This window comes from Burkholderia sp. AU38729 (assembly GCF_020419725.1).
In the GTDB taxonomy this organism is placed as follows: domain Bacteria; phylum Pseudomonadota; class Gammaproteobacteria; order Burkholderiales; family Burkholderiaceae; genus Burkholderia.
The window spans coordinates 295062-309679 of record NZ_JAIZQO010000004.1; the positions used below are offsets into that span (position 1 = coordinate 295062).

Below are 14618 nucleotides of genomic sequence, written 5' to 3' on the forward strand. Positions count from 1 at the left end.
GCCTTCGTTGACCATTTCGTCCAGCACGCAGGTCTACCTGCGACACAACATCCAGTTCGAACCGCTGATCAACAGCTGGTACGCGTGGTATCACACGCTGCCGCCGTTGACCGCCGCCCTCAACGTGGCGGAGCGGTTCCTGCCGCTGCTGAAGTCCTATGCCGCATCGCCGATGATGCATGCGGCGGCCTGCAAGGACCCCGCGATGCGCGGCGGGCCGTTCCTCGACCTGGGCGGCCAGCGCGTCGATGAAATCCGCGCGCTGATCGAGCAGACCACCCAGCGCGCGGCCCGGCAACTGGAACTGGCGAAGGCCTACAAGGCGTTCTCCACGCTGCTGCTGGAACAGGCCACGGGGATGGCGTCGGACCCGCTCTACCCCGAGATTCCGGAGGTGTTGAAGGGCTATGTCGAGATCTACTACGACCTGAACCACAACCCGTCCTTCCGGGTGTTCGAAAGCCTGCTGTACGCGAGCCCGTTCTATGCGCGCGATGCGCAGAGCATCGCGCTGTCGGCGATCGAGGAGCACACGCCGCGGCCGTTCATCCTCAGCACGCCCCGGCTCCGCGACGATCGCACGGTGTTCTGCAACATGGCGTTCGACGACCGCGCGCTCGACACGCTGTTCCGCATGCGCGACACGCCCGGCAGCTACGCGAAGATCGTCGACCTGATGCGCGTGGCGGAGCAGGACGAGCCGCTGTTCCGCTCGTTCTTCACCGAGGAGGCGCCCGCGCCGAAACCGGATCGTTCGTTCGACGGCGACGACATCCGCATCCGCTACTACGGCCACGCGTGCGTGCTGATCCAGAGCCGCGGCGTGAGCATCCTGATCGATCCGGTGATCAGCTACGGCTACGACACCGCGCTGCCGCGCTACACGTTCGCCGACCTGCCGGACCAGATCGACTACGTGCTGATCACGCACAGCCATCACGATCACATCGTCCTCGAGACGCTGCTGCAGCTTCGCCACAAGGTCAAGACCGTGGTGGTCGGCCGCAATCTCGACGGCTTTCCGCAAGATCCGTCGATGGAACTGGCGTTGCGCAAGCTCGGCTTCGACGACGTGCTGGAAGTTCGGGATGCCCAGGAAATCAAGCTGCCCGGCGGCGCCATCACCGCCATTCCGTTCCTGGGCGAACACAACGACCTGGCGATCCACAGCAAGCAGAGTTTCATGATCCGCTTCGGCTCGCGCTCGGTGCTGTGCATCGCCGATTCGTGCAACCTGGACCCGCGCCTCTACGAGCATGTATTCCGCCTCGCCGGCAAGCCGGACACGCTGTTCGTCGGGATGGAAACCGAGGGCGCGCCGCCGTCGTGGGTCTACGGCCCGCTGTTTCCGAAGGCGCTGCCGCGCGACATCGATCAATCACGCCGGGCGCGCGGCTGCCAGTTCGGCGAGGCCGCCGCGCTGGTGGACGATTTCGCGTTCAACGCGGCGTATGTCTATGCGATGGGTCAGGAGCCGTGGCTGAACCACCTCCTCGACAACACCTTCGACGAAAACTCGCCCAGCCACATCCAGTCCACCCAGTTCGTCGCGCACTGCCGGGCCAAGGGCATCGCGTCCGAAATCCTGTACGCGAAGAGGGAGATCGTGCTTTGTCAGAACTGAATCTCAACGCGCTCTCGACGAGCGGGCAATACCAGGAACACGTGGCGTTCTGGACCGACGCGCTCGGCCGCCTCGACGAAGATTTCCGCCTTCAGCAGGCGTGGCAGGCGTACGCGCTGCCGCTCGGCCCCGAGCCGGCCCTGACGTTCGCGCTCGACGGCGACGCGGCGCCGGTGCTGGAGAAGCTCGCCGCCGGCAATGAGCTGGGCGCGTTCGTCGTGCTGCTGGCCGCGCTGTTCCGCGTGCTGGGGCGCTACAACGGCGCGGCCGGCCTGTTCGTGGCATCGCCGCGCCTGATCGCCGGACCCGCGAGCGGCGCCGCCGAGCCGGTCCCGCTGCTCGACACCGGCGCGCCCGGCCCGACGGTTCGCGCGTACCTGAACCAGTTGCGCGACGCGGTACAGCGCAGCTATTCGTACCAGGATTTCCCGATCGCCGCCCTCGCGCACAAGCTGCATGGCGAACGGCGCGCGACCAACGTCGGCGTGCGCTTCGACGGCCTTCACGAAGCCTGGGCATCGGCCGACCACGACCTGTCGATCGAGATCCGCCATCGCGAGCGCTACGAGATCGTGTTGACGGGCCGGCCGACGGTGTTCACGCTGCATTATCTGCAGCATCTCGCGCGGCACCTGCACAACGTCGTGGCCGGCTTCGGCGCACTGGACGCGCCGCTCGACACCGTCTCGCTGCTCGACGACGACGAGCGCGCGCGCCTGCGTTCGCAGGCGGCGCCCGTCGCTGTAGAGGGCACCTTCCTGGAACAGTTCGCGCAACGGGTCGCGGCCGCGCCGGACAGCGTCGCCGTGGTGACCGCCGACGCATCGCTGACCTACGCCGAACTCGACGATCAGGCGTCCCGGCTGGCGAGCTTCCTGCTCGCGGAATACGCGATCGAGCGCGGCGACGTGGTGGGCGTGGTGGCCGATCGCTCCGAGCGCTGGATCGTCGGCCTGCTCGGCGCGCTCAAGGCGGGCGCGGTGTATCTGCCGCTCGACCCGGAGTTTCCGCGGGAGCGCCTGCGCTTCATGATCGAGGATGCGAAGGTCAAGGCGCTGCTGACGCACTCGGAACACCTGCCGTTGCTCGCCGATTTCTGGGCGATCCCGATGTTCGCGCTCGACTTCCAGCTCGACACGCTGGCACCCGCGCCGGCATCGGCGCCAGTCGAGGTCCGGCCGGACGATGCGGCGTACATCATCTACACGTCCGGCTCCACGGGCGTGCCCAAGGGCGTCGTGCTCGAACACGCAGGGCTCCTGAACATGGCTCGGTACCATGTGGACGCATTCGGTTTCGATGCCACCGACCGCTTCGTGCAGTTCTACTCCCCGGGCTTCGACGGCTCGATCATGGAGATCTTCGTCACGCTGCTCGCGGGCGCGCGCCTGGTGCTGGCAAAGCCCGCCATGATCCGGGACGTCCCGCGTTTCGTCGACTACCTCGCGCAGCAGGGCGTCACCACGATCAACGCGACGCCGGCCTATCTCGCCGCGCTCGACTGGCAAGCGCTCGGCACCGTGACCCGCGTCATCAGCGCGGGCGACAACGCCCGCGTGGCGGATCTGCGCGAGCTGGCCCGGACCCGCACATGCCACAACTCGTACGGCCCGACCGAGACAACCGTGTGCATCGCGGACTACGTGGTCGACCCGGCCGTCACCTACGGGGCCCGCCTGCCGGTGGGCCGCCCGATCCAGAATACGCACCTGTACCTGCTCGACGAACACGGCGGGCTGGCCCCCGAGGGCTGCACGGGCGAGATCTGCGTGTCCGGCATCGCACTGGCGCGCGGCTATGTCGGCCGGGACGACCTGACGGCCGCCGCGTTCGTCGACCACCCGTTCGAGGCAGGCGCGCGCCTCTATCGCACCGGCGACCTCGGCGTCTGGCTGCCGGACGGCAACCTGGAAGTCACCGGCCGGCGCGACACGCAAGTGAAAATTCGCGGCTACCGGATCGAAACGGGCGAGATCGAGGCGGCGCTGAGGCAGCACGCCGGCGTCGCCGATGCGATCGTGTTCGTGCGCGAGGACGCGCCGCAGCACAGGCAGCTGGTGGCCTGCGTCGCGACGGCTGCGGCCAGCGTCGCCAGCCTGCGGGAACACCTGAAGGAGCGTCTGCCCGAGTTCATGGTGCCGGCGTCGATCGTGACGCTCGAGCGCCTGCCGCTGACGCCGAACGGCAAGCCCGACCGCAACGCGCTCGCCGCGCTGGAACTGGCGCCCGTGCCGAGCGAAGCCGCGTACGTCGCACCGGCCAATGACGTCGAGGCGCGCCTGGGCAGGATCTGGTCCGACGTGCTGGGCCGCGAGCCGATCGGCGTGCACGACAATTTCTTCGAACTGGGCGGCGACTCGATCCTGATCATCCAGGTGATGTCGCTGGCCCAGCAGGTCGGGCTCAAGTTCACCGCCGACCAGTTCTTCGCGCATCCGACCATCGCCGAGCTTGCCCGGGTCGCGACGGACGCGCCGTCGCTGCGGATCGCGCAGGAGCCGGTGGTCGGCCCCGCCCCGCTGACGCCGATCCAGCACTGGTTCTTCGCGCAGGACGTCGCCGATCCGCACCACTACAACCAGTCGACGATGATCGAGGTGCCCGCGTCGCTGCGGCCGGACACGATCGAGCGCGCGCTCGCGGCCGTCACGACGCATCACGACGCGCTGCGGCTGAGTTTCGAGCGCGTCGCCGGTGCGTGGCAGCAAGCGCATGCGGCGCCGCCGCTGGCCATTGCGCTCGGCGTCACGTCGCTGGCGGACGCGGCGCCTGCCGCGCGTGGGGCCGCGATGCTCGCGACCGCCACCGGCATGCAGGAAAGCTTCACGCTGTCGGCGCCGCCGCTGCTGCGCGCGCACCTGTTCCAGTTCGGCCCCGACGCGCCGCAGCGCCTGCTCGTGGTCGCGCATCACCTGGTGATCGACGGCGTCTCGTGGCGCATCCTGTTCGAAGACCTGTACACCGCGTGCCGCCAGCTCGAAGCGGGCGAAGCGGTGCAGCTCCCGGCCAGGACGACGGCGTGGCGCGACTGGTCGACGCGCCTGTCCGAACTCGGCGCGACCGCGCTCGACGGACTGGGGCTCGACTACTGGCTTCAGGCAAACACCGGCGAGCCGGCGTGCTTCGACGACATGCCGGTCGGCACCCGCGCCGAAGCCGGCTCGACGGTCGTCGAGTTCGACGCCCAGCAGACGCTCGCGCTGTTGCAGGACGTGCCGCGTGCGTTCAACACGCAGATCAACGAAGTCCTGCTGACGGCCCTGCTGCTCGCGTTCGGCGACTGGACCGGCAACGCATCGCTGGTCGTCGATCTCGAAGGCCACGGCCGCGAGGCCCTCTTCGACGGCGTCGATACGTCGCGCACGATCGGCTGGTTCACCACCCACTATCCGGTGTTCCTCAACGCCGGCGACGCCACCGTGGCGGTCGACGCGCTGCGCCACGTCAAGGAGCAACTGCGCGCGGTCCCGATGCGCGGGCTCGGCTACGGCATCGCCCGCTACCTCGGCCGCGACGCCGGCATCGCGGCCGCGCTGGAACGGCAGCCGCCGGCGCCGGTGCGCTTCAACTATCTCGGCCAGGTCGATCGCGTGCTGGCCGACGACACGGGCTGGAAGCCGGTGCTCGACTTCCAGAGCCCCGAGCACAGCCCGCGCGCACGTCGCGGCCATCTGTTCGAGATCGACGGGATGGTGTTCGACGGCCGCCTGCGCCTGACCTGGCACTACAACCGCGAGGCCTGCGCACCCGATGTCATCGAGCAGCTGGCGCAGTGCTACCGCAGCCGTCTGCTGTCGATCGTCGCGGCCAGCGGCGACGGCCCGCGCGCGCTGAGCCCGTCGGATTTTCCGGCCGCGCGCATCAGCCAGGCAGCGCTGGACGCCCTCGTCTCAAGGATCAAATCGTGACATCCCCGACCATTGCCGATATCTACGCGCTCTCCCCGATGCAGGCGGGGATGCTCTTTCATGCCGTGCACGAGCCCGGCGCGAGAAGCAGCTTCAACCAGCTCAGTTGCCGGATCACCGGCAGCCTCGACACCGCGCGGTTTCATGCCGCATGGCAGCAGCTCATCGATCGGCATCCGGTGATGCGTACGTCGTTCCATTGGGAGGAGTTCGACACGCCCATGCAGGTCGTGCACGCGCACGCCACGCTGCCGTGGGTGCAGGACGACTGGCGCGACCTGCCGGAACACGAGCAGCGCACGCGGTGGCAAGCGCACCTCGAAAGCGACCTGGCCGAGGGCTTCGCGCTCGATCGCGCGCCGCTCGTGCGCTGTCGCCTGGTGCGCGTGGCCGCCGACGCCTACCTGTTCAGTTGGAGCCACCATCACATCCTGGCCGATGGCTGGTGCCTGTCGCTCGTCATCGACGAGATTTTCCAGGTGTACGGCGCGCTCGCGCGCGGCGTGCCGCCGGCGCTCCCGCCGGTGCGCCCCTATCGCGACTACATCCAGTGGCTGCAGCAGCACGAGCCGCAAGCCGCGCAGCAATACTGGACGCGCTATCTCGAAGGGTTCCGCTCGCCGACCCCGCTGCCCACGGCCGCACGCGCGGACGCGGGCGAGCGCTTCGGCCAGGGCCTCGCGCAAGTGCAGGCCGACCTGTCGGCCGACCTGAGCGCGCGCCTGCGGCAATTCGCGGCCCGCCATCACGTCACCCTCAATACGCTCGCGCAAGCGGCCTGGGCGCTCGTGCTGTCGCGTTACAGCGGGGAGACCGACGTGGTGTTCGGCGCCGTCGTGTCCGGGCGCGGCGCCCCTCTGCCGGGGATCGAAACCATGCTCGGCCTGTTCATCAATACGGTGCCGGTGCGGGTGCGGGTCGACCCGAGGCAGCCGCTGGTGCCGTGGCTGAAGATGATCCAGGCGCGCGTGGCCGCCCGTGCGCCGTTCGAGCACACCCCGTTGCCCGACATTCAGCGCTGCAGCGAAGTGCCGCCGTCGACGCCGCTGTTCGAGAGCAACATCACGTTCATGAATTACCCGCTCGACGCGTCGCTCACGCATGGCGCGCACGGGCTGGCGGTCGACGAGGTGCAGCTCTACAACCGCGCCGACATTCCGCTCGAATTCGTGGTGACGGCGCGCGACGACTGGAAGATGGAACTGTCTTTCGACCCGCGGCGCTTCGACGAAGACACGATGCAGCGGATGCTGGGCCACGTGGCGGCGACGCTCGACGCGTTCGCGGCCGAGCCGAACCGGCTGCTCGGCCGCGTGCCGATCTTGCCCGAGGCCGAACGCCGGCAGTTGCTGGAGACCTTCAACGACACCGCCGTGCCGTTCGACGCCGCGCTTACCGTGGTGCATCGCCTGGAGCAGGCCGCCGCGGACCACCCCGAGCGGCCGGCGCTCGAGTACCGCGATAGCGTCCTGAGCGCGGGCGAACTGAACGCGCGCGCCAACCGCATCGCGCACCGCCTGCTGGCCGCGGCCGAGCTGGGGCCGGACGCGCTGGTCGCGATCTGCATGCACCGGTCCGCACGGCTGATGGAGGCGATCCTCGCCGTCTGGAAGTGCGGCGCCGCCTATATTCCGATCGACCCCGACTATCCGGCGGCGCGCATCCGCACCATCCTCGAGGATTCCGGCGCCGCCCTCGTGATCACCTGCGATGGGCTCCTCCCTCCGGAGCTGGCCGCGATCGCGCCGGTCGTGTCGCTCGACGCCGTCACCGATATCGACAACGACACCAATCCCGGCCGCCCCGTGTCGCCCGACAGCCTCGCGTACGTGATCTACACGTCCGGCTCCACCGGCAAGCCCAAAGGGGCGATGGTCGAGCACGCCGGCATGCTGAATCACATGCTCGCCGAGATCGACGAGTTCTCGATCTCGGCGCATTCGGTGATCGCGCAAACCGCGCCGCATTGCTTCGATATTTCGGTCTGGCAATTTTTCACGGCGCCGCTCGTCGGCGGCAAGACCGTGATCGTCGACGACGACTGCATTCGCGATCCCGCGCGTTTCATCGCGTACCTGGACACCACGCGGATCAGCATCCTCGAACTGGTGCCGTCCTATCTGTCCGCCGTGCTCGACCGCGCGTCGGAACAGCCGGCGCTGCTGCGGCACCTGCGACACCTGCTCGTCACCGGCGAGATGGTCAGCCCGGCCCTGGTGAAACAGTGGTTCGACGTGTTCCCGGCGATTCCGCTGGTGAACGCGTACGGCCCGGCCGAAGCGTCCGACGACGTCGCGCAGCACCGCATGACGTGCGCGCCAACCACGCCTTACGTACCGGTCGGCAAGCCGATCCGCAACGTGCGCCTCTACGTCGTCGACCCGCAGATGAACCTGTGCCCGATCGGGATTCCCGGCGAGCTGTGCGTGTCCGGCGTCGCCGTCGGCCGCGGCTATCTGAACGACGAGGCCGCCACGCGGGACGCGTTCATCGAGGATCCGTTCCATCCGGCGCGCGGGGCCCGCCTGTACCGCACCCGCGACATCGGCTGCTACCTGCCCGATGGAACGATCGTGCTCCACGGCCGCCAGGACCACCAGTTGAAGATCCGCGGCTACCGTATCGAGCTCGGGGAGATCGACAACGCGCTGGCCGCCATTCCGGAAATCCGCCAGGCGGCCGCGCTCGACTATCGCGACGAGGCCGGCCGCGCCGCGCTGTGCGCGTATGTCGCGTTCCGCGACGGCGCGTCGCTGAGCGACGCCGCGATCGCCGCCGCGCTGTCCGCCACGCTGCCGGACTACATGGTGCCCGGCATCTACGTGGTGCTCGACGCGCTGCCGCTGAGCGGCAACGGCAAGATCGACCGCAAGGCGCTGCCGCCGCTGGACCGCGCGCGACTCGCCGCCACCGCGCACGCGCCGACGCCGCCGCGCACGCCCACCGAGACGCTGCTGTGCCGCATCTGGGGCGAGGCGCTGGGCATTCCGTCGCCCGGCATCCACGACAACCTGTTCGCGCTGGGCGGCGATTCGATCCTGAGCATGCGCATCGTGTCGCTGGCCGCGAAGGCGGGCCTGAAGCTCACCACCCGGCTCATCTTCCAGCATCCGACGGTGGCCGAACTCGCCGCCGTGGCCACGCGCGGCACGGTCGGCGCGGCGGCGTTCGTCGCGTCGTCCGGCCCGCTGCCGCTGACGCCCATCCAGAAGCGTTTCTTCGCGCAGCACCAGGACGACCCGAACCAGTACAACCAGGCGGTCCTGCTCGACGTGCCGGCGGATGTCGATCCGGTCCTGCTGCGCCAGGCGCTGCGGCACGCGGTCAAATGGCATGACGCGCTGCGGCTGCGCTTTCGCGCAGGCGCGTCCGGCTGGAGCCAGGAAGTCGTCGACGATCCGGAAGTCCCCGTCGTCGTGTCCGACATCGCGCGCGATCAGCTCGCGCAGCACGTCGCGCAAGCGCATGCGAGCCTGAATCTCGCGGACGGCCCCGTCGTGCGCGCCGACCTGTTCCGCCTGGACTCAGGCCGTTCGCTCCGCCTGCTGCTGGTCGCCCATCATCTGGTGGTCGACGGCGTGTCGTGGGGCGCGCTGCTCGAAACCGTGTACGACGCCTATACCCGCCTGCGCCACGGCAAGGCGCCCGAATTCGCGGGCGGCAGCGCCACCTGGACCGCCTGGACCCGGGCGATCTCGACCTGGGCCGGCTCCGGCGCCGCCGACGCCGACCTCGCTCACTGGCAGGCGCTGGCGCGTTCCGCGCTGCCGGGCCTGCCGCTCGATCGCGATGCGCCTGCCGACGCCAATACCGTGGCGTCCGCCGAAACGATCGTGGTCGAGCTCGGCGAAGCCGCGACGACGGCGTTGCTGGGCGCCGCGCCCCGCGCATACGACGCGCAGATCAACGACGTGCTGCTGGCCGCGCTCGCGCGGGCCGTCAGCGACTGGAGCGGATGCGCCGACGTCCTGCTGGATCTCGAAGCGCACGGGCGCGAGGAACTGATCGACGACCTCGACATCTCGCGCACGGTGGGCTGGTTCACGTCGGTGTTCCCGGTCGTGCTGACGGTCGATGCCGGTTCGCACGATCCGGCTCGCCTGGTCGCATCGGTCAAGGCGCGACTGCGCGCGGTGCCGAATGCGGGCATCACCTGCGGCCTGCTGCAAGACCGGCTCGACGGCCCGCTTCCGCAGCCGCGACTGCAGTTCAACTACCTGGGGCAGACCGACCAGTTGTTCGCCGCCGCACGCGACTGGAAACAGGCCGCGGAGCCGAGCGGGGACGGCCGCCACACGACCCAGCGGCGCGAGCACCTGCTCGACATCAACGCGTACGTGACCGGCAACCGCCTGCACGTGGCGTGGGAATTCAGCCGGGCCTGCCACGACGCGGACACCATCCTGCGCGTCGCGCACGCCTACATCGCGGCGCTCGAATCCCTGGTCGCCGGCCATGCCGTCCCGTCCGCCTCGTCCCGGCCCGCGACCGGCTTGCCGCAGGCGCCGGCGTCGGTGCGGCCGGACGAGGTCGCCGACGTCTACCCGCTGACACCGACCCAGCAGGGCATGCTGTTCCACAGCCTGTACGCACCCGCGTCGGATGCGTACTTCAGCAGCCTGAATTTCCGGATCGACGGGGCGCTCGACGTCGAACGGTTCCGCCGCGCGTGGGATACCGTGGCGCACCGGCACGACATCCTGCGCACCGCGTTTCACTGGGAAGACATCGAAAGCCCCGTGCAGGTCGTGCATCGCCGTGTCGACTTGCCGTGGCATGAAGAGGATCTGCGCGCGGCGTCCGCCGCGGAGGCCGAGCAGCGCTGGGACGCCTACGTGGCGCAGGACCGGGCGCGCGCCTTCGACTTTGCCCGCGCGCCGCTGACGCGGCTCGCGCTGTTCCGCGTGGGCGAGCACGCGTGGCGCTTCCACTGGAGCCATCACCACATCCTGCTCGACGGATGGAGCTCCGCCCGCCTCCTGAGCGAAGTGGCCGCCGCCTATCAGGCGCCGCCGGCCGAAGGCGCGCCGCAGCGGGACGCGCCGCCCGCCTTCGCCGATTACGTGCGCTGGCTGGCGCGCCAGGACGCCGCCGCCGCGGAACGTTTCTGGAAGACGAAGCTCGCCGATTTCCCGGCGACGACGCCGCTCGTACTGGGCCGCCCCGAACTCGACGGCACGGCCGCGCCGGGCGCGTACGTGGAAGAGGCGCTGCTGCTCTCCGAAAGCGCCACGCAACGACTCGTCGCGTTCGCGCAAACCCGCCGCCTCACCCTGAATACACTCGCGCAGGGCGCGTGGGCGCAATTGCTGAGCCGCTACAGCGGCGAATCGGACGTCGTGTTCGGCACGATCGTGTCCGGTCGTCCGGCGTCGCTGCCGGCGTCGGACGAAATGGTCGGGCTGTTCATCAACACGCTGCCGGTGCGGGTGCGCATCGACGCGCGCCCGACGTCCGCGTGGCTGGCGCAATTGCAGCTGGATCTCGCGCAACAGGAGGACTATGCGCACTATCCGCTGGCCGACCTCCAGAAATTCGCCGGCCTGCCGCCCGGCGTGCCGCTCTTCGACAGCCTGCTCATCTTCCAGAACTATCCGGTGGAAGAAGCGCTGGCCGATGCGCTGCCCGGCCTGCGGATCGGCGCCTTCCAGGTGTCCGATCCGAACAATTACCCGCTGACGCTGGTCGTGACGCCGGGCAAGCGCCTGTCGCTGCAGGTGCTGTACGACGACGGCCGGTTCGATCGCGACACGATCGTCCGCCTGCTGCGCCATGTCGAGACCCTGCTCACCGGCCTGGCCGGCGCGGAAGATCGCCAGAACCGCAGCGTTGCGCTGCTCACGGCCGCCGAGCGGGACGCGATCCTGCTCGGCTGGAACGACACGTTCGCGCCGGTTCCGGCCGACCGGACGCTGCCCGAACTGATCGAGGCCGTCGCCGCCGCGCATCCGGAGCGCATCGCGGTGCGCTGCGGCACGGAGGTTCGCACCTATCGGGCGCTCGTCGAAGGCGCGAACCGGATCGCCGCGCAGCTTCTGCACACGGCGACGCTGCAGACGGACGACCGGATCGCCGTCTGGATGCCGCGCTCGCCGCTGATGCTGGAAACGATCCTGGCGATCTGGAAGTGCGGCGCGGCGTACGTTCCGGTCGATCCGGCCTATCCGGCCCAGCGAGTCGAGACCCTGCTGACGCTGGCCCGGCCGGCCATCATCGTCGGTACTGACTGCCAGCCGCCGCCGGCGCTGGCGTCGATCCCGCTGGTCGATCCGGCCCGTCTGCCCGCCCATCAGGATGACGAAGCAACGACGCCGCGCTGCCGGCCCGCGGACCTCGCCTACGTGATCTTCACGTCGGGTTCGACCGGCCAGCCGAAGGGCGCGATGGTCGAACATCGCGGCATGCTCAATCACGTGCTCGCGATGGCGCGCCGGGTCGGGCTCGACGCGCGGAGCGCGGTCGCCCAGACCGCTTCGCACTGCTCCGATATTTCGGTCTGGCAGTGCTTCGCGGCGCTGGCATCGGGCGGCACGACGGTGATCTACCCCGATGCCGTGATCCTCGAGCCCGCACGCCTGATCGACAGCCTGCACCGCGACCGCATCACGGCGATGCAATTCGTGCCGTCCTATCTCGCGACCTTCCTCGGCGAACTGGAACGGCACGCGGCACCGGCCTTCCCGCACCTCGACACGCTGCTGACGATCGGCGAAACGCTGCAGCCCGCCACCGCGCAAGCGTGGTTCCGCCTGAATCCGGCGGTCCGGCTCATCAACGCGTACGGGCCGACCGAAGCGTCGGACTCGGTCGCGCATTACGGCATGACGCGCGCGCCGGATCGGCCGGCGATTCCGATCGGCCGGCCAATCGAGAACCTGCGCCTCTACGTCGTGGACGCCGACATGAATCCGTGCCCGGCCGGCGTCAAGGGCGAGATCTGCATCGGCGGCGTCGGCGTCGGGCGCGGCTACCTGTTCGACGAAGCCCGCACCCGGGCGGTGTTCCGCGACGATCCGTTCAGTCCGGAACCGGGCGCGCGCCTGTATCGCACCGGCGACGTCGGCTGCTTCGACGCGGATGGCACGCTCCATTTCTTCGGCCGCCGCGACTTCCAGGTCAAGATCCGTGGCTATCGCATCGAGCTCGGGGAAATCGAAGCCGCGCTGACCGGTCTCGCGGGCATCTCCCACGCCGTCGTGGTCGCCCGGGAAACGTCGGATGCCGAAATGACCCTGTGCGCCTACGCGTCGGGAACCGGCTGGACGCCCTCACGCGTGCGCGACGCACTGCGCGACACGCTGCCGGCGCATATGGTGCCCGACACCGTGATGCTGCTGCCGGCGCTGCCCGTCATGCCGAACGGCAAGGTCAACCGCGCCGCGCTGCCGCTCCCCGATGCCGCGTCGGTACCCGACGGCGTGCCGGCCGAACCGCGCACGCCGGTCGAAGCGGCGCTGCTGCGCCTCTTCGCCGAGGTGCTCGGCCGCCGGCCGAACGGCGTCGACGCCGATTTCTTCGAGCAGGGCGGCCAAAGCCTCAAGGCGATCCAGCTGGTCAGCCGGATCCGGCGCGAACTGAAACGGGACGTCACGGTCGCCGACATCTTCCATGCGCCGACGCCGCGCGCGCTCGCGCGGAAGCTGGCTGCCATGCCCGCCGACGGCGCCGCCGACGACGACGCGTTCATCCCGGCGCTGGCCGCGCAACCGTCCTACGCGGTGTCCCGCGCACAGAAGCGGATCTGGCTCGCCAGCCGCGGCGCGGATCCGTCCACGTACATCATGGCGGGCGCGCTGCAGCTGGACGGCGCCGTCGACACGGCGCGCCTCGTCCGTGCGTTCGACCTGCTGGTCGATCGCCACGAGAGCCTGCGCACCGTGTTCGCGATGATCGAAGGCGAGTTGCGGCAACGCATCCTCAGCCGCGAAGCCTCCGGCTTCCGGGTCGAGCAGCGCGATCTCGCGGACGATGCCGGGCCGCAGGCGATCGATGCGCTGATTCGCACGGCAGGCGAGCAGCCGTTCGATCTCGCGTCGGGGCCGCTGTTTCGCGTCACGCTGGTGCGGCTCTCGCCGGTGAAGCACCTGCTGCTGCTGAACATGCATCACGTGATCTCGGATGCGTGGTCGATCCGCGTGCTGACCGACGACCTGCATGCGCTGTATGCCGGACACGACCTGCCGCCGCTGTCGATCCAGTATCGCGACTACGCCGCGTGGCACAACGCGAGCCTCGCGGGTCCGCGTGCCGCCGCGCATCGCGCGTACTGGCTCGCGCAACTGGCGGCGCCGCTGCCCCGCCTGCAACTGGCATCCGACTTCCCGCGTCCCGAGCGGCTCGGCCATGCCGGGCAGACGCTCGAAGTCGAACTGCCGGCGCCGCACGCGGCGGAACTCGCCGCGCTGGCCCGCGCGCACCATACGTCGCTTTACGCGGTGCTGCTGGCGTCGTTCTGCGTGCTGATGCACCGCTATACGGGGCGCGAGGACATCGTCATCGGCAGCGTGTCGGCCGGGCGCGACAGCGAGCCGCTCGAATCGCAGATCGGCGTGTACCTCAACACCGTCGTGCTGCGCGTGCCGGTGCGGACCTCCGCGACCGTCGCGGAGGTGATCGACGGCGTGGCGACCGCCTCCGCGCAAGCGCTGGAGCATGCGTCCTATCCGTTCGACGTGTTGCTGGAAGACCTGAAGATCCGCACCCCGGCGGGCCATTTTCCGATCTTCGACATTCAGGTGAACCACGTGTCGATGCCGGCGCCGCAGCCCGGCCTGCGCATCACGGACCTCTCGCCGGCGGACACGACGGCCAAGTTCGACCTGTCCTTCCAGGTCGTGGAAAGCGAAGGCCGGCACCTGATCCAGTTCATCTACAACACCCACCTGTTCCGCCCGTCGACCATCGCCGCGATGCGCGATCGACTGCTCGCGATCCACGACGTCTTCCGCCGCGACCCGGCCACGCCGGTCGATCGCATCCCGCTCTCCGGCGAGGCCCCCGCCGCCGGCCCACGGGCCCGCGTCGGCCTGCGCCTGAAGCGCGCGCCCGAGGTCACGGCCGACGACGCGCTCGAGGAGAAGACGTGA

3 protein-coding genes are annotated in these 14618 nt (G+C 69.6%); all 3 read left to right on the forward strand.

Annotated elements, in window-relative coordinates:
• Positions 1-7: 7 nt before the first annotated feature.
• The 3 genes from LGM56_RS13600 to LGM56_RS13610 are packed head-to-tail and all read left to right on the forward strand — an operon-like array spanning position 8 to position 14618.
• Positions 8-1624 carry an MBL fold metallo-hydrolase gene (locus tag LGM56_RS13600; protein ID WP_226205086.1) on the forward strand — a complete coding sequence of 539 codons (1617 nt, stop codon included), beginning with the start codon at positions 8-10 and terminating at the stop codon, positions 1622-1624.
• On the forward strand, positions 1612-5532 hold the full coding sequence (locus LGM56_RS13605; protein WP_226205088.1) for a non-ribosomal peptide synthetase: 3921 nt from the start codon (positions 1612-1614) through the stop codon (positions 5530-5532). Before LGM56_RS13600 ends, LGM56_RS13605 begins: the two co-directional genes overlap by 13 nt.
• Entirely contained in the window at positions 5529-14618 is a 9090-nt protein-coding gene (locus tag LGM56_RS13610; protein ID WP_226205091.1) for a non-ribosomal peptide synthetase, read from the forward strand. Before LGM56_RS13605 ends, LGM56_RS13610 begins: the two co-directional genes overlap by 4 nt.